Source organism: Stutzerimonas sp. (assembly GCF_982611455.1).
In genome coordinates this window covers 24,276-45,795 of the sequence record NZ_CEXBBO010000035.1, presented here as the reverse complement: position 1 = coordinate 45,795, position 21,520 = coordinate 24,276, and the positions used below count along the sequence as shown (strand labels likewise).

Below are 21,520 nucleotides of genomic sequence, written 5' to 3'. Positions count from 1 at the left end.
AGCGGGTGGAATCCGGGTATTTTGCCAAAATCTGGAAGTCTTCTTCAGAGTTTCCATAGGTGCATTCCCTCCCTCTCTCGCTGAACAACAAGCCATCGTCGAAGCCCTGAGCGATACCGATGCACTGATCGAATCACTGGAGCAACTGCTGACCAAAAAGCACCAGATCAAGCAGGGCGCGATGCAAGAACTGCTCACTGGTCAGCGCCGCCTGCCGGGGTTTAGTGACGGGTGGAAGATCAAGCGGCTGGATGAGATTTGCGAAATGAAAAGTGGAGAGGCAATAACCTCTTTAGATATAGACGAGCACTCTTTATTCCCTTGTTTTGGTGGCAATGGATTGCGAGGGTTTACCTATAGATTTACGCATGAAGGCACCTATGTTCTCATAGGCAGGCAAGGCGCTTTATGCGGAAACATTCAGATTGCTGAAGGGAAATTTTTTGCTTCGGAGCATGCAATCGTTGTTTCTACAAAAGATGGCGTAGATGCGCATTGGCTTTCCGGGGTCTTGGCTCGGATGAACTTGAATAAGTACACGGAGTCATCTGCGCAGCCAGGCCTCTCCGTGTCCAAAATATTAAAGTTTACGTGCAGCGCTCCCTCTTATGCAGAGCAGATCGCCATTGCCTCCGTACTTTTTTCAATGGACAACGAAATCACCAGCCTCGAAACCCAACTCCAAAAAGCCCGCCTTATCAAACAAGGCATGATGCAGGAACTTCTCACCGGAAGGATTCGATTGGTATGAGTGAACACCAGCAGCGGGAATGGAAGGCCGCGTGGCGCGACGAGTATCTGAAATGGATATGCGGTTTCGCCAATGCCGAGGGTGGCGTGCTGGAAATTGGCCGCAGCGATGACGGCGCGCCAGTGGGCGTGGCCGATGCGGCCCGGCTACTGGAAGAGATCCCCAACAAGGTGCATGACGTGCTGGGCATCATGGTGGATGTGAGCCTGCGTGAAGAAGCAGGCAAGGCGCTGCTGGAAATCGTCGTACCGGCCTACCCCAGCCCAGTCAGCTACAAGGGCGAATATCACTACCGCAGCGGCAGTACCAAGCAGGAACTGAAGGGCGCGGCGCTGTCGCGCTTCTTGCTGCGCAAACAGGGTTTGCATTGGGATGGCGTGCCGCTGCCGGGGCTGACGCTCGAAGATTGCCGGCCCGCTGCGCTGCAAGGGTTCCGTACCCGCGCCGCCAGAAGTGGCCGGGTGGACGAAGCGGTACTCGAAGACAGCGATACCGCGCTGCTGGCCAGCCTGCAACTGGAAGAAGGCGCATATCTGAAACGCGCCACCGCGTTGCTGTTTGGCACCGAGCCGGAGCGTTATGTGCCCGGCGCCTATATCAAGCTGGGTTTTTTCGTCACCGATGATGATCTGCGCTATCAGGATGAAATCCACGGTGACCTATTCGCCCAGGTTGAAAAGGCTTTGGAGCTGCTGCATAGCAAATACCTCAAGGCGTATATCCGCTATGAAGGCATCCAGCGTGTGGAGCGTTATCTGTTCCCCTTGCAGGCCCTGCGCGAGGCGCTGCTCAACGCGGTGATCCACAAGGATTACGCCAGCGGCATTCCGATCCAGATCAGTGTCTACGAGCATCAGATCGTTATCTGGAACCCCGGCCAGTTGCCGGAGCGCTGGACGCAGCAGCAATTGCTGGCCAAACATCCGTCGCACCCGTTCAATCCGCTGCTGGCTTCGGCGTTCTTTCGTGCCGGTTATGTGGAGTCCTGGGGGCGGGGCATCGAGAAGATCCTGAGCGAGTGCCATAAGCACGACATTCCGCCGCCGCTGTTCGATACCAGCCTGTCGGGACTGATGCTGACCTTCTGCGCCGACCCGGCGCAACTGGCCGAGGCGTTGGGGGGTGCGGCGCGTCCAGTGCTGGGGGAAACGCTGGTAGAAGCGCCGGTAGAAGCGCAGGCAGAAACGCCGGTAGAAACACCCCTCAAAACTCCGGAACGTATTCTGGCGGCACTTGGCGCCAACCCGGAATGGACGCTAGAGGTTGTGGCACAAGCGATCGGTAAGTCCACCAGCGCGGTCGAGCGCGCAGCAGCCAAACTGGTCAAGGAGGGTCGTTTGAGGTTTGTCGGCCCGCGCAAAGCAGGACATTGGGAAGTACTCAAATGACCGACATAGGCAAAGCCGAACGCGTGACACAAAACCGCGTAGCCAAGCTGTTTACCGAGGAGCTGGGCTATACGCACATCGGCGACTGGTCCGAGCGGGCCAACAACAGCAATATCGAAGAGGATTCATTGCGCGGCTACCTGAGCTGTGCGGGCTATAGCTCAGGGCAGATCGGTGCCGCGCTGTACAAGCTGAAGACCGACGCAGGCCACCCTGAGCGCAGCCCGTACGGCAATAATCAGGCGGTTTATCAGTTGCTGCGCTACGGCGTGCCGGTGAAGACCGAGGCCGGAAAGGTGACCGAGACGGTACACCTGATCAACTGGGCGGAGCCGCAGAGCAACCATTTCACCATTGCCGAGGAAGTCACCCTCAAGGGCAAGTTCGAGCGCCGGCCGGATATCGTGCTGTACGTCAACGGCATCGCCATCGGTGTTCTGGAACTGAAGAACAGCCGCGTCAGCCTGGGCGACGGCATTCGTCAGAGCCTGTCCAACCAGCAGCCGGAGTTCAATGCCTGGTTCTTCAGCACCGTGCAGTTCGTTTTCGCCGGCAACGATTCCGAAGGCTTGCAATACGGCACCACCGGCACGCAGGAAAAGTACTTCCTGACCTGGAAGGAAGACGAGGCGGACAACAGCCGCTACAAGCTGGACAAGTACCTGCTGAAAATGTGTGAAAAGACTCGCCTGATCGAGCTGCTGCATGATTTCGTGCTGTTCGACGGCGGCGTGAAAAAGCTGCCGCGGGTGCATCAATACTTCGGCATCAAGGCTGCGCAGGTGCATGTCCAGCAGCGCCAGGGCGGCATCATCTGGCATACCCAGGGTGCTGGAAAAAGCATCCTGATGGTGTTGCTGGCCAAGTGGATTCTGGAAAACAACCCGAACGCCCGCGTGGCCATCATCACCGACCGTGACGAGCTAGATAAACAGATCGAACGGGTATTCAACGATGCCGGTGAAGCCATCTGTCGCACCGGCAACGGGCGGGAGCTGATGCGTCAGCTCAGCCAACCCCGGCCACGCTTGCTGTGTTCCCTGGTGCACAAGTTCGGCGGCTCGGCCAAAGGAAAGGATGACAAGGCCTTCGAGGCGTTCATCGAAGAGTTGCAGGCCCAGCCCAGTCCGACCGTGGGCGAGGTGTTCGTGTTTGTCGACGAGTGCCATCGCACGCAAAGCGGCCGGCTCAACCGGGTGATGAAAGCACTGATGCCCAACGCAGTATTCATAGGATTTACCGGCACTCCCTTGCTGAAAAAAGACAAGGCCACCAGCCTGGAGGTGTTCGGCGGCTACATCCACACCTACAAATTCAGCGAAGCGGTGGAAGATGGTGTGGTGCTCGACCTGCTCTATGAGGCGCGGGACATCGATACCCGGCTGGGCTCCTCGGACAGGATCGACCAGTGGTTCGAGAACAGCACCAAGGCCTTGAACAGCTGGCAGAAGGACGAGTTGAAGAAACAGTGGGGCACCATGCAGAACGTGCTCAGCTCCAGGTCGCGCATGGACCGTGTGGTGGCTGACATCATCTTCGACTTCAGCACCAAGCGGCGGCTCTCCAGCCAGCGCGGCAACGCGATTCTGGTAGCTTCCAGCATCTATGAAGCCTGCAAGTACTTCACTCTGTTCAACAAGACAATGTTCAAGGGCAAGTGCGCGGTCATCACCTCCTACAATCCGCTGGCCAGGGACGTGACGCTGGAGGAGACCGGCGCCAATACCGAAACCGACAAGCAGTTCATATACAACACCTACACCGAGCTGCTGGAGAACCTGCAAACCAAGCCGGGCATGTCCAAAACCGAAACTTATGAAGAGCGTGCGAAGGCGCTGTTCATCAGGGAGCCGGCCAACATGAAGCTGCTGGTGGTGGTGGACAAGCTGCTCACCGGTTTCGACGCACCGCCGTGCAGCTATCTGTATATCGACAAGTCGATGCAGGACCACGGCCTGTTCCAGGCCATCTGCCGGACCAATCGCCTGGATGGCGAAGACAAGGACTTCGGTTACATCGTCGATTACAAGGATCTGTTCAAGCGCGTCGAAAATGCCATTGCGGTTTACACCTCGGAACTCGATCTCAGCGCTGGCGGCGCTGATCCGGAGGTGCTGCTGCATGATCGCCTGAAGCAGAGCAAGGAACGCCTGGACGATGCCCTCGAAGCGCTGGAGCTGCTATGCGAGCCGGTGGCTCCGCCAAAGGATGAGTTGGCCCATATTCATTACTTTTGCGGCAATACCGAGATAGCGGACGACCTGCGGAACCGCGAGCCACAGCGCGTCGCGCTCTACAGAGCGGTGGTAGCCCTGCTACGTGCCTATGCAAACGTCGCCGACGAAATGGAAGCGGCGGGCTACAGCGCGGCACAAGTCGAGCAGATCAAACGCACGATGGAACGGTATCTGGCGCTGCGTGAGATCATCCGTAAGGCCAGCGGCGAGACGCTCGATATCAAGCCGTTCGAGGCGGACATGCGGCATTTGATCGATACCTATATCGAGGCCAGCGAGCCGCGCAAGATTTCCCCCTTCGACAACATCGGGCTGCTGGAACTGATCGTGAACACCGGAATCGCCGAGGCCATCGCTCAGAAACTGGGCGAGATGAAAGGCAATCCGGGCGCCGTTGCCGAAACCATTGAGAACAACGTGCGCAGTAAGATCATCAAGGAAAACCTGACCGATCCTGCCTACTTTGAGAAAATGTCCGCCCTGCTCGATGAGATCATCAAGCTGCGCAAGGAAAGGGCGATCGAATACGAGGAATACCTCAAACGCATCGGCGAGCTGGCGGCCAGGGTGCAGGCCGGCAAGGCCGAAGACACACCGCCATCGCTGAATACCGCTGGCAAGCTGGCGCTGTACAACAATCTCGCGCCTAACAGAGCCGCAGAAACAAGAGCGCCTTACGGTGAGCCCGCCGAGGATGCTGTGCTTGAGCTGGCGTTGAAGATCGACAGCGCAGTGAAACAGGCGCGACCGGATGGCTGGCGAGGTATTCAGGCCAAGGAAATGATGGTCAAACAAGCCATGTATCAAGTGTTGAACAGCGTGGAAGACGTCGAGCGGCTGTTCCCTGTCGTCGTTGCTCAGCAGGAATACTGATGGCCGAACATATTGATCTCGGTGGCATCCGGGTCGAGGTTCAGCGGAAGAACAACAAGCACGCGCATCTGTACGTCTACCCGCCCGAAGGCCGGGTGCATATTTCCGCGCCGATGCACATGGGGCTGGATGCACTGCGCGCATTCGCCATTTCCCGGCTGAGCTGGATCAAGGCGCAACAGCGGCAGATGCGTGCCCAGCCGCGCGAGCCGGAGCACGAGTATCTGAACCGAGAAAGCCACCAGGTGTGGGGCCGGCGGTATTTGCTAAAGGTGGTCGAAGTGGATGCTGCGCCAGCGGTCGAGCTGAAGCATTCCACCCTGATCCTGCAGCTCCGGCCGGGTAGTGACGAAGCTCGTCGACAAGCGCTGCTGGAAAGTTGGTATCGCGAACAGCTGCGGGCGAAGCTGCCGGCTCTTCTGGCCAAATGGCAGCCGCTGATGGGAGTCGAGGTCAGGCGCATTTTCGTGCAGCGCATGAAAACCCGCTGGGGTAGCTGCAACTCGGCTGCAGGCAGCATTCGGCTGAATACTGACTTAGCAAAAAAACCTCCAGAGAGTCTGGAATACATACTGGTGCATGAGCTTGCGCATCTGATCGAGCCGACTCACAACGCTCGTTTTCTGAGTTTGATGGATAGGCTCATGCCGAACTGGCGGCAGCTTAAAGACGCACTGAACCGCCTGCCTGTGCGGCATGAAGAATGGGAATGTTGAAGTGCGATGGTCGGTTAGCTTGCGCCGGTCAGCGAACTGGTAACGCTCGCCGGCTTATGAGCTAATCAATAAACGGCGCACTTCGCGCCAGCAGCGCGCTGACATCCAGCCCTCTCGGCAATGTCCCGTACACCCGGCCATGCCCTCCCAGCCGACTGGCGATAAAAGCGTCGGATACGGCCGCGTTGCCTGCTTCCAATAACAGCTTGGCCTGCAAGGTAACCGCGATGTCTTCGGTGAGCTGACGGGCGCGGTATTGGATGTCTTCGGGATCGCGGAAGACAGTTTTCAGTTTGGCTACCTGAGCCTGGAGGCGCACATCGCCATGGCCATCGCCGAGTTCGGCGAACAACACATCGAGCACGCCTGGCTCTTTCGACAGCGCACGCAGCACGTCCAGACACTGCACGTTGCCGGAACCCTCCCAGATGGAGTTGACCGGCGCTTCGCGATAGAGCCGCGGCATGATGCTGTCCTCGACATAGCCGGCGCCGCCCAGGCATTCGCTGGCCTCGGCGATCATTTCCGGCGCGCGCTTGCAGATCCAGTACTTGCCGATCGCCGTGACCAGCCGGGCGAACTTTTCTTCTTGCTCATCGAAGGGATTATCCAGCGCGCGGCCCATGCGCATGGTCAACGCCAGGGCCGCCTCGCTTTCCAGCGCCAGATCCGCCAACACGTTCTGCATCAGCGGTTGCTCAGCCAGCACGCGGCCACCGACATGGCGGTGCGCGCAGTGGTGCATGGCTTGGGTCAGTGCCTGTCGCATCAGCGAGCTGGAGCCGATCATGCAGTCGAAGCGGGTCGAGGAAACCATCTCGATGATGGTCGGCACGCCGCGCCCTTCCTCGCCGATCATCCAGGCCAGGGCACCGCGGTATTCGACCTCACTGGAGGCGTTCGACCAGTTGCCCAATTTGTTTTTCAACCGCTGAATGTAGAACTGGTTGCGGGTGCCATCAGGGCGATGCCGCGGCAGCAGGAAGCAGGACAGGCCCTTGTCGGTCTGCGCTAGGGTGAGAAAGGCATCGCACATGGGCGCCGAGCAGAACCATTTGTGCCCAACCAGCTCGTACAGCTGCCCCGGACCGCCAGCGCCCGCCGCATGCGCGCGCGTGGTGTTGGCGCGCACGTCGGTGCCGCCCTGTTTCTCGGTCATGGCCATGCCGATGGTGACGCCAGCCTTCTGCTCCATAGATACATTGCGCGGGTCGTATTCGCAGCTGAGGATCTTCGGCAACCATAGCTCGCCGACACTAGGTTGCAGGCGCAGCGCGGGCACGCTGGCATAGGTCATGGTCAATGGGCAGCTGCTGCCGGACTCGGCCTGGTTGTGCAGGTACATCAACGCCGCACGCGCCACCTGGGCGCCCGGCTGCGGGTCGGTCCAGGGCAGCGAGGGGATGCCGTGTTCGATCGCCGTGCGCATCAGCTCGTGATAGGCAGGATGAAACTCCACCAGGTCGATGCGATGACCGTAGCGGTCGTGACTCTTGAATGTCGGCTTGTTTTCGTTGGCGAGAAAGCCCGCGGTCATCAAGGGGCCGCCTGCCAGCGCGCCATAGGTATCGAGCCGCGATTCGGCCCAGCCGCCCTTATAACGCCGCACCCACTCCTGCAACGGCAGGTCGAGGCGATACAGGTTCGCATCATCGAGTGGCGGCACCTGATTCAGCACCTCATGGGTTTCGGCGTATTGATGCAGGCTCATGGCGGGTCTCCTCGGCAGGCGAAAGCGACAATCGGCCTGGCTGAAGACGCGCTGCGGTGCTACCTCGGATCGCTCCGCTCACCGCCTGGACATTGCCGGCCGACGCGGACCACCTCTCGTCACGATCCGCGAGGAGAAGTGAAGCACGCATGCTCGCATTGAAAAAGCGCGGTTTCGGCCAACCTGCGAAGCGCATACGCCTCGGCGCCCCTTGCAGCCGGGGCAATTTCCGGTCGAGCCTTCAGGGCAACTGAAACGGCAGGCGCACCTTGAAGCGACTGCCGCGGCCCGGCTCGGAATGGTAGGCAATGCTTCCGCCCTGCAATTCGATAAGCTGCCGACATAGTGAAAGGCCGATGCCGAGGCCACCGTACTGCCGGGTCATGCTGCCGTCCAATTGGCGGAAGTATTGGTAGAGCGAGTCATCGGTGGGCGCTTCGAAACCTACGCCGGTATCGATCACCTCTACCTCCAGCACGAACTGGGACTGCTCTTCTTCATGTCCAGTCATCGCCAAAGTCACGCTGCCCTGCAGCGTGAACTTGATGGCGTTGTCGAGCAGGTAGCCGAGGCTCTGCTTCAGTTTGGCAACATCACCCACCAAGGCATCGGGTAGGTGATTGCCCATCTGAAGATCGAAACTCAACCCGCGAGTCGCCGCACGGGCTCCGTAGAGCATGTACAGCTCGTCGATCATCGACCGCAGCCCGAACGGCTCCCTGCGCACCTGGAGCTTGCCGGCCTGCAGTTCGGTCAGGGCGAGTATGTCGTTGACCAGCCGCATCATGTCGCGCGCCGAACCCGTCGCGATGCGTTGGTATTGCTCCAGTTCGCTGTTCAGCTCCAAGGTTCGCATCAGGTCGAGACTGCCGAGAATGCCGTGCATCGGGGTGCGCAATTCATGGGTCACATTGGCAAGGAATTGATCCTTGAGGCGGTTGCTTTCAGCCAACTCACGGTTCATCGCCTCCAGTTTGCGGCCCGTCTCCTCCAGCATCATGGCGCGCTCTTCCTTCATCGCGTTGATCCGATCGGCCAACGCCAGCGACAGCAGTGCCACCTCGATGGCGGAGCCGATCTGCCCCGCGTACATGGTGAAAAACGTGTGCGGCAGATAACCCAGAACCATCAGGGTGTTGATTTGCCCACCGATCAGAAAAGTCGTCCAAGCGATCATGAAGTAGCGCGCAACGCGCATTCCCCGATACCAGGCAACGACGCCCGCGACGAAGATCGCCAGAATGAACCACAACGCTAAAAAGGTCGCCAGACGCAGCGCCAGGGCATAGCTGGAGATCAGCGACAACGCCATTGTCAGCACACCGAGCCCCATCAGTGCCATCAGCGTCCCGTCTATCCACGGACTGTGCGTGCGGGTGTGCAAAAAACTGCGGGCGAACTGGCACCCGAAGACGCCAGCCGCACCGATCAGAAACGGTGTGGAGGCATTGGCCCACCAAGGCGAGTCCGGCCAAAAATACTGCACACCCAGACCGTTGACCGAGACTTGGTAAAGCCCGAACGAGCCAATATAGAGAATGTAATAAAGGTAGCTGCGGTCACGGACACTGAGGTAGATGAACAGGTTGTAAACCAGCATCACCAGCAGCACGCCGTAGATGACTGCCAGTACGTAGATATGCGCCGATTGCTCTTCTAAATAGGCCAACGGCTCCCACAACGTCAGCGGCGCCTGGATCGAACCCTGGCTTTCCAGCCTCAGGTAGATGCGCTGCGGCTGATTGGGTGGCAGCTCCAGTTCGAACAAATGGTTGCGCTGCTTGATCTGCCGCTCACTGAACGGCAGTGCGTCGCCGCTTTGCTGAGCCAAGTAATAACCACCTTGGCCATCCGGCAGATACAGATCAAGGTGATCCAGCGGCGGATAAGCCAGCTCCAGCCACCAGCGGCTGCGCTCGCTGGATTGATCGGCGCGGTACTGCAGATCGACACGTAACCAGAAGGCCGAACGCGAATAGCCGGCGTTGAGCACGTCCTCATGATGGCTGACGAAGCGCCCGGCCGCATCGAGCGCGAGCACGTCCTCGATGCCGGCGTCCCGAGTGGGGTCTTCCAGCACAGCCATTACCTGCCCCAGCGGCAAACGCCGGGTGTTTTCGTCGAGCTCGACGGCGCTGACCAATGTCGGCAGCAGGCCGAGAATAAATATGAAGAAATGGCGCATAGCGATGGAAACCTGTCGAACCGCGTCAGGAAAATCCGGCTCCCCTGAAGACACGAGGCCCTAAAAAACTGGTGGCACTTTAGCATGACCCATTAGTCAACGAACCGACAGCACACTTCGTCCTGCCCAGCGGTCGAGCTTGGCCATGTGATCGACCGGTCCGTCCAAGCCGGCCAGGATGGATTGGTGATAAGCTCGCACGCCACGAAAATCTGGCTGTGCCTCGCCCCGGCCAATTCCACTACGCACACACTCGGGGAACCCTTTCGATGACCGGCCCTTGCTCACGCCCTGTCGTTCTTTGCCTTTCCGGCCACGACCCAAGTGGCGGTGCCGGGCTGCAGGCAGACATCGAGGCCCTGATCGCTCAGGGTTGTCACGCGGCCCCGACCGTCACTGCATTGACCGTGCAGGATACCGTCGATGTGAGCGATTTCCGTGTTCTCGATCGCGATTGGGTGCTCGCTCAGGCCAATGCCGTCATTACCGACCTGCCGGTTGCTGCGGTCAAGCTGGGGATGCTCGGCTCGGTGGAAATGGTCGAGACGGTACTTGAAATCATGCAGAAGCTGCCCGGCGTGCCGCTGGTTTGCGACCCGGTGTTGCGCGCTGGCGGGGGTGGTGCTCTGGGCAAAGACGAAGTCGGCTATGCCATGCGCGAGCGATTGTTTCCAGTGGCCACCATCGCCACCCCAAACCTTCCTGAAGCACGAATACTCGCGGACTTGCCTGAGGGCAGCGCCGATGAATGCGCCGAAAAGCTGCTGCCCTATATCCGCCATTTGCTGATTACCGGCGGACATGGCGACGAAACCGAGGTACACAACCGTCTCTATTCCCGCGACGGCAGCCGGCACGACTTCAGCTGCCAGCGTCTGCCGGGCAGTTATCACGGCTCCGGCTGCACCCTGGCGAGCGCCCTCGCCGGCCGCCTGGCCCTTGGCGAAGGGCTAGCAAGCGCGGTGAAATCCGCCCTCGATTACACTTGGCGCACCCTGCGCGACGCCGAAGCACCGGGCCGCGGACAGTACATACCTCGCCGGCTGCCGCTGGACTTGACCTGAGACTGCACATGAAAAACACCACCAAAATGCGCGGTCTCTACGCCATTACCGACAGCACGTTGCTCGCCGATGGCCGCCTGCTGCCATACACCGAAGCGGCCTTGAAAGGCGGCGCTTGCCTGCTGCAATACCGCGATAAGTCTGACGACGACGCCCGTCGCTTGCGCGAGGCCGAGGCGCTGCGTGAACTGTGTGAGCGATATGGCGCGCAGCTGATCATCAACGACGATGCCGAGTTGGCTGCGCGTCTTGGCGCTGGGCTGCATTTGGGGCAAGGAGACGGATCGCTTTCTGCCGCACGTGCCTTGCTCGGGAGGAAGGCGATCATCGGCGCGACCTGCCATGCGCAACTGGAACTGGCCGAACAGGCCGTTGGCGAAGGTGCCAGTTATATCGCCTTCGGCAGGTTCTTCGATTCCAACACCAAGCCCGGCGCTCCGGCCGCCACGCTGGACATGCTCGAGCAGGCACGCCAGCGTTTCAATCTGCCGATAACAGCTATCGGCGGCGTAAAACTGGAAAACGCGCCTAGCCTGATAGCCGGTGGTGCCAGTCTCGTCGCAGTGGTGCACGCCCTGTTTGCGGCCGAGTCGGCGAGCGAAGTCGAACGCCGCGCGCGCGCGTTCAGTGAGCTGTTCGTGAGGCATTGACCATTTGCCCGACTGCAATCGTCGCCCCCCAACAACCTGTATTCCCGTATTCCCGTATCGAGAGGCTCCGCATGTCCCGTTCCGAAACCCTCTTCGCCAATGCCCAGAACTACATCCCGGGCGGCGTCAATTCGCCGGTACGCGCATTCAAGAGCGTCGGCGGCACACCGCTGTTCCTCAAACACGCCGAAGGTGCCTACGTCACGGACGAGGACGACAAGCGCTATGTCGATTACGTCGGCTCCTGGGGTCCGATGATTCTCGGCCACAGCCATCCCGAGGTGCTCGACGCGGTACGCCGCCAGCTTGAGCACGGTTTGTCCTATGGCGCGCCGACCGCCATGGAAACCGAGATGGCCGAGCTGGTCTGCAGTCTGGTGCCGTCGATGGACATGATGCGCATGGTCAGCTCCGGCACCGAAGCGACCATGAGCGCAATCCGTCTGGCCCGCGGCTACACCGGGCGCGACAGCATCATCAAATTCGAAGGCTGCTATCACGGTCACTCCGACAGTCTATTGGTCAAGGCCGGCTCCGGCGCGCTGACTCAGGGCGTGCCCAGTTCCGCTGGCGTGCCGGCCGCGTTCGCCAAACACACGCTGACGCTGCCGTTCAACGATCTGGCAGCCGTCGAGCAGATGCTTGCCGAGGCTGGTAGCGATGTGGCGTGCATCATTGTCGAGCCAGTCGCCGGCAACATGAACTGCGTGCCGCCAGCGCCTGGCTTTTTGCAGGGGCTGCGCGAGCAATGCGACAAGCACGGCGTGGTGCTGATCTTCGACGAAGTTATGACAGGTTTCCGCGTCGCCCTCGGTGGCGCTCAGGCCTACTATGGCGTGACACCGGACCTGACTACCTTCGGCAAAATCATCGGCGGCGGCATGCCGGTCGGCTGCTTCGGCGGCAAGCGCGCAATCATGGAATGCATCGCTCCGCTCGGCCCGGTCTACCAGGCCGGCACCCTGTCCGGTAACCCGCTGGCGATGGCCGCTGGCCTCACCACCCTCAAGCTGATCAATCGCCCCGGCTTTCACGACGAACTCACCGATTACACCACCCGTATGCTGCAAGGGCTCAAGGAACGTGCGATGGCAGCAGGCATTGCATTCGTCACCACCCAAGTCGGCGGCATGTTCGGCCTGTATTTCAGCGAGGCAGACAATATCGTCACCTTCGACGATGTAATGACCAGCGATGCCGGTCGATTCAAGCAATTCTTCCATCTGATGCTCGAGGGCGGCGTCTACCTGGCGCCAAGCGCATTCGAGGCCGGCTTCACGTCTATTGCGCATGGCGACACGGAGCTTCAGCTGACCCTCGATGCCGCCGAGCGCGCCTTCGCCAAGCTGAAATCAGCCTGATGCCCGAGCTGTTGCAAGCGACACTGCTGACGCTGTTTGCGCTAGCCAGCGCGGTCTGGATCGGGACGTCCCGCCGCGGTTACGGCGAGCCGGACCAGCCCGCACTGTTCTGCGCCCTACTTGCCTTCAGCCTGGCAGCCGGGACCGGCGCCTGCGCTGTCGCCAGACTGGCGTTAGGCCTCGACACGCTCGAAGCAGAGCGCTGGTTGTTGCAGGCAACCCTGCTGCTCGGCCTGCCGTTGGTCGGCGTGGTCGCACTGACCCTGAGTCGCAAATGGATCTGGAGCCGGCCGACCTGGGGTCGCGCAGTGATCGGCCTGTGCGCCTTCTTCGAACTCTCTCGTCAGTTCGGCTGGAGCGTGCCCTACGCCTTTTCGCTGGGCTTGCTCAGTGCGCTGCTGGTGGTTTATGCAGGCCTGCTGCAATGGCCGGCGCGCCTGCAGCCCGCCGCTGGCGTGGCTGGCGGCGCTCTGATGCTGGCGCTGTTGCCCTGGACCGGCCTGCCGCTCGGCAGCAACCCACTCGGCCCCTATCAACAACTCTGCCTGGCGTTCGCCAGCCCGATCATCGCCTGGCTGTTGCTACATCTGCCTGGCAATCTCCGCGAGGAGACCCCTGCACCCGCATAAAAAGCTGGGCGCGGCCATCAAAGCCTTTGTAAGCCGGCGACGGCTTATCCATAATGTGATGGTCGGCTCGTTTTGCGCCGGACTTTCAGTCACCGCCCTGATCTTCGAGGCGCCTTGATTCATGACTCGCACCGGCCGCAGCCTCACCCTTGGCTGCCTGCTGCTCCTCACGCCCCTGCTGGCCATGGCGGGCGGCAATTCGTTGCTGATCCCGGCGACTTCCCGCTGCGCTCTGAATACCGCCCCGGAAGCGATGCATGAAGCCCTGCGCGCCTGTGAGCAGGCCGCCAGCGAAGGCGACCTACAGGCTGCCTATGAGCTCGGTGAGTACCATTACGACGGTCGCCGCACGCCTCGCGACCTGACCAAAGCATTGCACTGGTTCGAGCAGGCCTCGTTGCAGGGTCACGCTCTCGCCCAACACCGCCTTGGCGTGATGTTCTTTCGCGGTGAAGGCGTGCCGGCAAACAACGTACAGGCTTACGTGGTGCTGAAGATGTCGGCGGTCAACGGCGAAGAGGAAGCACTGGACACCGCTGATCGTGTCTCGGCGCAGATGCGCCGCGACGAGCTGGAAATCGCCACTCAGGTCCTCGGACAAATCTTTCGCGACTACCTGATGGACCTGCAAACGGCCGGTGAATAAAGGCTGGAGGCTGGACAGCGTTCGGCCCACCACCACTGATCCAGTCCAATCTTTTTTCTACCAACTCCAAGCCCCGGCTTCAGCTGCTTTCATCGTCCGACCTTCTAGCTTCCAGCGCTTTTAATCGTCTTTCGGCTTTTGCCGGCTTCCACTTTTATCGTCCACGTCCTGGCCGTATAATCGCCGGTCATTTTTTGCACAACGCCGGCCCGTAACATGACCCGCAAGCTCTATATCGAAACCCACGGTTGCCAGATGAACGAGTACGACAGCTCGCGCATGGTGGACCTGCTGGGCGAGCAGCAACCCCTCGAGATCACTGCAAATCCGGCAGAAGCCGACGTGATCCTGCTCAACACCTGCTCGATTCGTGAAAAGGCGCAGGAGAAGGTCTTCTCCCAGCTGGGGCGCTGGCGTGAACTGAAACTGGCAAATCCGCTATTGGTCATCGGTGTCGGCGGTTGCGTGGCGAGCCAGGAAGGCGCGGCGATTCGCGACCGTGCGCCCTACGTAGACGTGGTGTTCGGCCCGCAGACCTTGCACCGCCTGCCGGAAATGATCGACGCGGCACGCACCACAAAAAAACCGCAGGTGGACATCTCCTTCCCGGAAATCGAGAAATTCGACCACCTGCCGGAGCCACGCGTCGACGGGCCGACTGCTTTCGTCTCGGTCATGGAAGGTTGCAGCAAGTACTGCACGTTCTGCGTGGTGCCCTACACCCGCGGCGAAGAGGTCAGCCGGCCGTTCGACGACGTGCTGGCCGAGGTCATCCACCTGGCCGAAAACGGCGTCCGTGAAGTCACGCTGCTCGGCCAGAACGTCAACGGCTACCGCGGCGCCACCCATGACGGCCGCACCGCCGACCTGGCCGAACTAATTCGCGTGGTGGCAGCTGTCGATGGCATCGACCGCATCCGCTACACCACCAGCCACCCGCTGGAGTTTTCCGACGCACTGATCCAGGCCCACGCCGAGGTGCCGGAACTGGTGAAGTACCTGCACCTGCCGGTGCAAGCCGGCTCCGACCGCGTCCTCGCAGCGATGAAGCGCAACCACACGGCATTGGAATACAAGTCCCGGATTCGCAAGCTCAAGGCAGCAGTACCGGACATTCTGATCAGTTCGGACTTCATCGTGGGCTTCCCCGGCGAGACGGAGAAAGACTTCGAGCAAACCATGAAGCTGATCGAAGATATCGGCTTCGACTTCTCTTACTCCTTCGTCTACAGCTCGCGGCCCGGCACTCCGGCAGCGGACCTGATCGACGAAACGCCGGATGAGGTCAAGAAGCAGCGCCTGGCGATCCTGCAGCAGCGGATCAACCAGCAGGGCTTCGAGAACAGCCGACGGATGGTGGGCACGCAGCAGCGTATTCTGGTCACGGATTACTCTAAGAAGGACCCAGGCATGCTTCAGGGCCGTACCGAGCACAACCGTATTGTTAATTTCCGTTGTGACAACCCGCGGCTGATCGGCCAGTTCGTCGACGTGCACATCGACGACGCTCTACCGCACTCATTGCGCGGCACGTTATTGGAGTGAAGCGGCTGGAGGCTGGAGGCTGGAGGCTGGAGGCTGGAGGCTGGAGGCTGGAGGCTGGACAGTGTTCGGCCCACCACCGATTCCGTCCAATTTCTCTACCTCCAAGCTTCCGGCTTCAGCTGCCTTTCATCGTCCAGCTTTACAGCCTCCAGCGCTTTTAATCGTCTTTTGGCTTTTTTGCAGCTACTCCAGAGCGCTGCTTTTTTCGCTGCGCGGCGCTATTCTCACCAAACCCTTATGCAGAGCAGGTCAAACAAAAGCCCTTGAACGCCCCCATAGAACCTCATCGTTTCACCCTCGAACCTTTTGAAGCCAACCGCTTCGCCAATCTCTGCGGTCAGTTCGACGAGCATCTGCGTCTGATCGAACAGCGCTTGGAGCTGGAGATCCGCAACCGCGGCAATCAGTTCGAACTGGTCGGCCCGACCGATGTGGCTAAATCTGCGGAAAACCTCCTGCGCCGCCTGTACCGCGAGACCAAGAACACCGAGCTGTCGCCTGGTATGGTCCATCTGTTCCTGCAGGAATCAGGCATGGAGGAGTTGGCCAATCCGTCCACCACGCCGAACATTTCGCTGCGCACGCGCAAGGGCAATATCCGCCCGCGCGGCGCCAATCAGCAGCGCTACGTACAAGCCATCCTCGATAACGACATCAACTTCGGCATCGGCCCGGCCGGTACCGGCAAGACCTATTTGGCCGTTGCCTGCGCCGTCGACGCACTGGAGCGCGAACAGATTCGCCGCATCCTGCTAGTGCGTCCGGCCGTCGAGGCCGGCGAGAAACTCGGCTTCCTGCCCGGCGATCTGGCGCAGAAGATCGATCCCTATCTGCGTCCGCTGTACGACGCGCTCTACGAGATGCTCGGTTTCGAGCATGTGGCGCGACTGATCGAGAAGCAGGTCATCGAAATCGCCCCACTGGCCTACATGCGCGGTCGCACGCTGAACAACAGCTTCATCATCCTCGACGAAAGCCAGAACACTACGCTGGAACAAATGAAGATGTTTCTGACCCGCATCGGCTTCGGCTCGACCGCGGTGATCACCGGCGACATCACTCAGGTCGACCTGCCGCGCGGCACCAAGAGCGGGCTGGCGCATGTGATCGAAGTGCTCAAGGACGTCAACGGCATCAGCTTCACTCACTTCAAACCCAAGGACGTGGTGCGTCACCCGCTGGTGCAGCGCATCGTCGAGGCGTACGAGGCATTCGAAGGTAAAGAAGCCCAAACCAACAAGCGGGCGACTCAGGAAAACACCGGTGATTGAGCTCGATCTGCAATGCGCCAGCAACGGCGCAAGGCCTGACGAAGCAGAGCTACGCCGCTGGTGCGAACTGGCCCTGCGCCAGCGCGCCGCGGATTCGGAGCTGACCATCCGCCTGGTCGACGAAGCCGAAGGTCGCGAGCTGAACCACACCTGGCGGCAGAAGGATTACGCCACCAACGTGCTGTCCTTCCCGGCCGATGTGCCGGACGATTTGTTAGATATCCCGCTGCTCGGCGATCTGGTGATCTGCGTACCGGTGGTCGAGCGTGAAGCCGCCGAACAGGGCAAGGCGCTGCAGGCGCATTGGGCGCATCTGGTCATTCACGGCTGCCTACACCTGCTCGGCTACGATCACCTCGACGACGACGAAGCCGAAGAAATGGAAAGCCTCGAACGTCAACTGCTGGCGGAGCTGGGTCATCCTGACCCCTACGCCGACGAATAGCCCGAACGGGCAACTGCAAGGACCATTGAGTCAAAGACATGAGCGAAGACCGATCGAGCAACGGGCAAAAGTCCTGGTTTGGGAAAATCACCCAGGCTTTTGCCCATGAGCCGAAAAACCGTGAGGAGCTGCTGGAAGTATTGCGTAGCGCCCACCAAAACAAACTGTTGGACAACGAAGCCCTGGCGATCGTCGAGGGCGCCATCCAGGTCGCGGACCTGCAGGTGCGCGACATCATGGTGCCGCGCTCGCAGGTGATGAGCATCAGGGCCGATCAGTCACCGAAAGAGTTTCTACCAGCGATCATTTCCGCCGCGCATTCGCGCTACCCGGTTGTCGGCGACAGCCTCGACGAAGTGATCGGCGTGTTGCTGGCCAAGGATCTGCTGCCGCTGATTCTGCAAGATGAACAGCACAACTTCGATATCAAGGATCTGCTGCGTCCGGCCACTTTCGTGCCTGAATCCAAGCGCCTCAACGTGCTGCTGCGCGAGTTCCGCGCCAACCACAGCCACATGGCCATCGTCATCGACGAGTACGGCGGTGTTGCAGGTCTGGTGACCATCGAAGACGTGCTCGAACAGATCGTCGGCGATATCGAAGACGAGCATGACATCGAGGAAGACAGCTATATCCGCCCATTGCCCAGCGGCGACTTTCTGGTCAAGGCGCTGACGCCGATCGACAGCTTCAACGAGTTCTTCCAGAGCGAATTTCCCGACGAAGAATTCGACACCGTCGCCGGTCTGGTCATGAGTACATTCGGCCATCTGCCCAAGCGTAACGAGGTCACCGAGATAGACGGCTTCCGCTTCCGCGTACTGAACGCCGATAGCCGCCGCGTGCACATGTTGCGCCTGACCCGCACCGAACGCGAAAGCCGCTAGGCTGGAGGCTGGAGGCTGGAGGCTGGAGGCTGGAGGCTGGAGGCTGGAGGCTGGACAGCGTTCGGCCCACCACTGATCCAGTCCAATCTTTTTTCAACCAACTCCAAACCCCGGCTTCAGCTGCTTTCATCGTCCAGCTTTCCAGCCTCCAGCGCTTTTAATCGTCTTTCAGCTTTTTGTCGCCTTTAAGGATTTTTCCGATGCAGTGGATCACCCGCTCCGGCTGGCCGGGCAACCTGCTGGCGCTCGCCGCAGGGGCTTTGACTACGTTGTCACTCGCACCTTTCGACATCTGGCCACTGGCCTTGCTGTCGATCGGGCTGATCTATTTCGGTCTACGCGAACTGGCTCCGAAGCAGGCGGCTGGCCGCGGCTGGTGCTACGGGTTCGGCCTGTTCGCCTCAGGCGTCAGCTGGGTCTACGTCAGCATCCACGACTTCGGTGCTGCGCCGCCATTGCTCGCTGGCGCGCTCACGCTGGGGTTCGTCGCAGGTTTGGCGTTGTTCTTCGCCCTGCTGGGGTGGATCTGGTCACGCTGGTTGAGACAGACAGCGTCGCCCCTGCTCAACGCGCTGGTATTCGCTGCGCTGTGGCTCGTGCTGGATGCCTTACGCGGATGGGTGTTGACCGGCTTTCCTTGGCTGTATGCCGGCTACAGCCAGCTCGACGGGCCACTGGCTGGGCTCGCTGCCCTTGGCGGCGTCTGGCTGCTGAGCTTTGCGGTTGCGCTGACCGCGACCCTGCTGGTCGAACTGCCACGATTGCTGGCGCATAAAGGCGCGCTGATCGGCGCGTTGGTTCTGCTGCTTGCCCTTTGGGGCGGCGCACTGGGCATCCGACAGCATGCCTGGACAACCGCTAAAGCGGAGCCGATCACGGTCGCCGCGATGCAGGGCAACGTGGCACAGAGCATCAAATGGGACCCGAAGAAGCTCGAGATGCAGCTGTTGCTCTACCGCGACATGACCTTTCGCAGCCGCCCCGTCGACCTCATCGTCTGGCCGGAAACTGCCGTACCGATCCTCAAGGAGCACGCCGAAGGCTATTTGACGATGATGAGCCGCTTCGCCGAGGAGCGACAGTCGGCGCTGATCACCGGAGTGCCGGTACGCCAACCCAACGCTGATGGCGAGCTACGTTATTACAACGGCCTGACCACCGCTGGAGATGCCCAGGGCACCTATCTCAAGCAGAAACTGGTGCCTTTTGGGGAATACGTGCCGTTGCAGGATCTGCTGCGCGGCCTGATCGCCTTCTTCGATCTGCCGATGTCCGACTTTGCCCGCGGTGAGCGGGGGCAGGCTCTGCTGCAGGCTAAGGGCTACCTGATAGCGCCCTTCATCTGCTACGAGGTGGTTTATCCAGAGTTCGCCGCCAGCCTTGCGGCGCAGAGCGACATTCTGCTCACGGTCAGCAACGACGCATGGTTCGGTCATTCCATCGGGCCGCTACAGCATCTGCAAATGGCCCAGATGCGCGCGCTGGAAGCGGGGCGCTGGATGATCCGCGCCACCAACAATGGCGTCACGGTGTTGATCGATCCATATGGTCGCATCGTCGAGCAGATCCCGGCGTTCGAAGAAGCCGTACTCTACGGCGAGGTCACGCCCATGCAGGGACTGACGCCATTCCTGCAGTGGCGCTCATGGCCGTTGATCATCGTTTGCGTGTTGCTGTTGAGCTGCGCGGTTCTCAGGCGAAAAAGCCGATAACAGCACTAGAGGCTGGACAGAGTCGTAGGGCGGGTGGAAACCCGCCAGATTACGAGCAACCAGCGCCTCGGTGGGCAGCACCCACTTTGCGGCCAGCGCGACCTCTTCGTCCGGCCTCCAGCCTCCAGCGCTTTTAATCGACATTTCCTTCGTAAAGAATCGGATACACCAGCATCCCCACCGCCTCATTGAGCAGCAAGCCGTTCTGCCAGACGGCTTTCGACTCGGGCAGCCAGCCGCCGAACGGGCGCCCGTTGGGTACGCCCAGAAAGCCCATAGGCGCGGCGATCACTTGCAGACCGTTCTGCTCGAAACACCAGCGCGACCGCGGCATGTGCGAGGCCGAAGTCACCAGCACGATCCGCTCGACCCCGGCGGTCTTGAGTATTTCGGCGCTGTACAGCGCGTTTTCCCAAGTGGTACGGCTGCGCTCTTCCAACCAGCGTGTCGGCGTGGCGAAGTCGCGCTGCAACGCCTCGGCTGCCAACAGGGCTTCGCTCGGTGGCTGACCATAGTGCAGCCCGCCGCTGGCAAGAATCGGCAGGCCAGAAGCCTTGGCCAGCCGCGATGCGTAACGCAGCCGCTCCAGGGCAATATGGCTGGGCTGATCAGATCCCCAGCCAGGGTCGGCCTGCTCACGCCCGGCACCGAGCACCACGATGGCCTGCGCTGTCCGGTCCAGATCGCGCCAATCTGCCCGATCCAATGCCGCCTCGCTTTCCAGCGCGCGCGCCGCCCACTCCACGGTAATCGGCAAGCTCATCAGCCACAGCCCGCCGAATCCCAGCACAAAGCAGAGCGCCGCCAACCGCGGCGAGCGTCGCCGCAGCCACCAGGCGGCGAGCAACAGCAGTAACAGGCCGCCCGGCGGTAGCAGCAATTGTTTGAAGAAATAGCGAATCGGCATGCCCAGCTCCAGCGTGTCGGGGCTGCCACTCTACCTGCCGAAACGCGTGTTGTCGGGGCGAATAGGTCAGTGTTTGGGATAGGTATGCAGACGTTGCCGGGCACGAAGCAATTGCGAACCACAGACTGAACACCCTACCGCGCCGGCGCCTTCGGGCCAGTTGACGCTAGCGCCGCAAAGCGCACAACTCATTGCCTGCTGGAGCGACAGAGGAGCCTGTTTGCTCCTTTTAACCGGGTGATGGCGCAATACATTGCGCAAGGCTGGCCGCGTCGCCTGACGCACCAGCTGCGCCTGCTCTTCCGCGGCCGCGTGCCAGCCCGAAAGCCATTGCGAATCCTGCTGCAAATAGGCGCGGATCAGATCGAACTCCGCAGGCGTCAACCCGGCGACTTCCAATTCGGTCGCCGCGCTATCGTTTGCGTCGGTTGCTCGTTCTGCTTCTTCCAGAGCCAACGTCAGCCGCTGCAGCACACGTCCGTACAGGTTGCCCTCATTCGCTTGGCGCTCTCTACCCATGGTTCACCTCTTTGTTCGTCCCA

General features: G+C 60.6%; 18 protein-coding genes. 14 read left to right on the top strand and 4 right to left on the bottom strand.

The genetic code is table 11. The features are described from left to right. From AC2LD7_RS18255 to AC2LD7_RS18240, 4 genes are all read left to right on the top strand, one after another. A partial coding sequence (locus AC2LD7_RS18255) for a restriction endonuclease subunit S (RefSeq protein ID WP_484599130.1) occupies window positions 1-751 on the top strand: 751 nt, incomplete at its 5' end. Further along, window positions 748-2,139, top strand: coding sequence for an ATP-binding protein (locus tag AC2LD7_RS18250; RefSeq protein ID WP_484599129.1), 1,392 nt, complete (start codon window positions 748-750; stop codon window positions 2,137-2,139). The genes AC2LD7_RS18255 and AC2LD7_RS18250, both read left to right, overlap by 4 nt. Continuing rightward, window positions 2,136-5,249: a type I restriction endonuclease subunit R gene (locus AC2LD7_RS18245; protein WP_484599128.1), complete on the top strand. Its 3,114-nt coding sequence runs from the start codon at window positions 2,136-2,138 to the stop codon at window positions 5,247-5,249. Before AC2LD7_RS18250 ends, AC2LD7_RS18245 begins: the two co-directional genes overlap by 4 nt. Further along, window positions 5,249-5,965 carry a M48 family metallopeptidase gene (locus AC2LD7_RS18240; protein WP_484599127.1) on the top strand — a complete coding sequence of 239 codons (717 nt, stop codon included), beginning with the start codon at window positions 5,249-5,251 and terminating at the stop codon, window positions 5,963-5,965. The genes AC2LD7_RS18245 and AC2LD7_RS18240 overlap by 1 nt, the downstream gene beginning before the upstream one ends. Before the next feature lie 61 nt (window positions 5,966-6,026). Here the strand turns inward: AC2LD7_RS18240 and AC2LD7_RS18235 are convergent, their stop codons facing one another. Next, window positions 6,027-7,676 carry an acyl-CoA dehydrogenase family protein gene (locus tag AC2LD7_RS18235; RefSeq protein WP_484599126.1) on the bottom strand — a complete coding sequence of 550 codons (1,650 nt, stop codon included), beginning with the start codon at window positions 7,674-7,676 and terminating at the stop codon, window positions 6,027-6,029. A 241-nt stretch (window positions 7,677-7,917) separates the two neighbouring features. Beyond that, entirely contained in the window at window positions 7,918-9,861 is a 1,944-nt protein-coding gene (locus tag AC2LD7_RS18230; protein ID WP_484599125.1) for a sensor histidine kinase, read from the bottom strand. 269 nt (window positions 9,862-10,130) lie between these two features. On the opposite strand from AC2LD7_RS18230, the gene AC2LD7_RS18225 reads away from it, so the two are divergent. The 10 genes from AC2LD7_RS18225 (at window position 10,131) to lnt (ending at window position 20,071) form a co-directional block, all read left to right on the top strand. After that, the gene (locus tag AC2LD7_RS18225; protein ID WP_484599124.1) at window positions 10,131-10,925 is read left to right on the top strand and encodes a hydroxymethylpyrimidine/phosphomethylpyrimidine kinase; all 795 of its coding nucleotides are present in this window, start codon (window positions 10,131-10,133) and stop codon (window positions 10,923-10,925) included. 8 nt (window positions 10,926-10,933) lie between these two features. Then, window positions 10,934-11,575, top strand: coding sequence for a thiamine phosphate synthase (gene thiE, locus AC2LD7_RS18220; RefSeq protein WP_484599123.1), 642 nt, complete (start codon window positions 10,934-10,936; stop codon window positions 11,573-11,575). 71 nt (window positions 11,576-11,646) lie between these two features. Further along, window positions 11,647-12,936 (top strand): glutamate-1-semialdehyde 2,1-aminomutase, encoded by a 1,290-nt coding sequence (gene hemL, locus AC2LD7_RS18215; RefSeq protein ID WP_484599122.1) that lies wholly within the window; start codon window positions 11,647-11,649, stop codon window positions 12,934-12,936. Then, the gene (locus AC2LD7_RS18210) at window positions 12,936-13,565 is read left to right on the top strand and encodes a hypothetical protein (RefSeq protein WP_484599121.1); all 630 of its coding nucleotides are present in this window, start codon (window positions 12,936-12,938) and stop codon (window positions 13,563-13,565) included. Before hemL ends, AC2LD7_RS18210 begins: the two co-directional genes overlap by 1 nt. Before the next feature lie 121 nt (window positions 13,566-13,686). Further along, a complete protein-coding gene (locus AC2LD7_RS18205; protein ID WP_484599120.1) occupies window positions 13,687-14,211 on the top strand; it encodes a tetratricopeptide repeat protein in 525 nt (174 codons plus the stop codon). 216 nt (window positions 14,212-14,427) lie between these two features. Continuing rightward, window positions 14,428-15,756, top strand: coding sequence for a tRNA (N6-isopentenyl adenosine(37)-C2)-methylthiotransferase MiaB (gene miaB, locus AC2LD7_RS18200; RefSeq protein ID WP_484599119.1), 1,329 nt, complete (start codon window positions 14,428-14,430; stop codon window positions 15,754-15,756). Window positions 15,757-16,019: 263 nt separating this feature from the next. After that, a complete protein-coding gene (locus tag AC2LD7_RS18195; protein ID WP_484599118.1) occupies window positions 16,020-17,027 on the top strand; it encodes a PhoH family protein in 1,008 nt (335 codons plus the stop codon). Continuing rightward, on the top strand, window positions 17,020-17,472 hold the full coding sequence (ybeY, locus tag AC2LD7_RS18190) for an rRNA maturation RNase YbeY (RefSeq protein ID WP_484599117.1): 453 nt from the start codon (window positions 17,020-17,022) through the stop codon (window positions 17,470-17,472). Before AC2LD7_RS18195 ends, ybeY begins: the two co-directional genes overlap by 8 nt. 38 nt (window positions 17,473-17,510) lie before the next feature. Next, window positions 17,511-18,359 carry an HlyC/CorC family transporter gene (locus AC2LD7_RS18185; RefSeq protein WP_484599116.1) on the top strand — a complete coding sequence of 283 codons (849 nt, stop codon included), beginning with the start codon at window positions 17,511-17,513 and terminating at the stop codon, window positions 18,357-18,359. Between the two features lie 200 nt (window positions 18,360-18,559). Continuing rightward, complete coding sequence (gene lnt / locus AC2LD7_RS18180; RefSeq protein ID WP_484599115.1) at window positions 18,560-20,071, top strand: apolipoprotein N-acyltransferase; 1,512 nt, start codon at window positions 18,560-18,562, stop codon at window positions 20,069-20,071. Window positions 20,072-20,204: 133 nt separating this feature from the next. On the opposite strand, the gene AC2LD7_RS18175 is transcribed toward lnt, so the two are convergent. Beyond that, window positions 20,205-20,978 (bottom strand): YdcF family protein, encoded by a 774-nt coding sequence (locus AC2LD7_RS18175; RefSeq protein ID WP_484599114.1) that lies wholly within the window; start codon window positions 20,976-20,978, stop codon window positions 20,205-20,207. Window positions 20,979-21,044: 66 nt separating this feature from the next. Further along, the gene (locus tag AC2LD7_RS18170) at window positions 21,045-21,497 is read right to left on the bottom strand and encodes a hypothetical protein (RefSeq protein ID WP_484599113.1); all 453 of its coding nucleotides are present in this window, start codon (window positions 21,495-21,497) and stop codon (window positions 21,045-21,047) included. Between the last annotated feature and the right edge of the window lie 23 nt (window positions 21,498-21,520).

Coding starts and splice junctions, on each gene's coding strand:
- AC2LD7_RS18205 (WP_484599120.1), top strand. CDS start 13,687: ATGACTCGCACCGGCCGCAGCCTCACCCTTGGCTGCCTGCTGCTCCTC.
- AC2LD7_RS18250 (WP_484599129.1), top strand. CDS start 748: ATGAGTGAACACCAGCAGCGGGAATGGAAGGCCGCGTGGCGCGACGAG.
- AC2LD7_RS18185 (WP_484599116.1), top strand. CDS start 17,511: ATGAGCGAAGACCGATCGAGCAACGGGCAAAAGTCCTGGTTTGGGAAA.
- AC2LD7_RS18175 (WP_484599114.1), bottom strand. CDS start 20,978: ATGCCGATTCGCTATTTCTTCAAACAATTGCTGCTACCGCCGGGCGGC.
- miaB (WP_484599119.1), top strand. CDS start 14,428: ATGACCCGCAAGCTCTATATCGAAACCCACGGTTGCCAGATGAACGAG.
- lnt (WP_484599115.1), top strand. CDS start 18,560: ATGCAGTGGATCACCCGCTCCGGCTGGCCGGGCAACCTGCTGGCGCTC.
- AC2LD7_RS18170 (WP_484599113.1), bottom strand. CDS start 21,497: ATGGGTAGAGAGCGCCAAGCGAATGAGGGCAACCTGTACGGACGTGTG.
- AC2LD7_RS18245 (WP_484599128.1), top strand. CDS start 2,136: ATGACCGACATAGGCAAAGCCGAACGCGTGACACAAAACCGCGTAGCC.
- AC2LD7_RS18240 (WP_484599127.1), top strand. CDS start 5,249: ATGGCCGAACATATTGATCTCGGTGGCATCCGGGTCGAGGTTCAGCGG.
- thiE (WP_484599123.1), top strand. CDS start 10,934: ATGAAAAACACCACCAAAATGCGCGGTCTCTACGCCATTACCGACAGC.
- AC2LD7_RS18230 (WP_484599125.1), bottom strand. CDS start 9,861: ATGCGCCATTTCTTCATATTTATTCTCGGCCTGCTGCCGACATTGGTC.
- AC2LD7_RS18235 (WP_484599126.1), bottom strand. CDS start 7,676: ATGAGCCTGCATCAATACGCCGAAACCCATGAGGTGCTGAATCAGGTG.
- hemL (WP_484599122.1), top strand. CDS start 11,647: ATGTCCCGTTCCGAAACCCTCTTCGCCAATGCCCAGAACTACATCCCG.
- AC2LD7_RS18210 (WP_484599121.1), top strand. CDS start 12,936: ATGCCCGAGCTGTTGCAAGCGACACTGCTGACGCTGTTTGCGCTAGCC.
- AC2LD7_RS18225 (WP_484599124.1), top strand. CDS start 10,131: ATGACCGGCCCTTGCTCACGCCCTGTCGTTCTTTGCCTTTCCGGCCAC.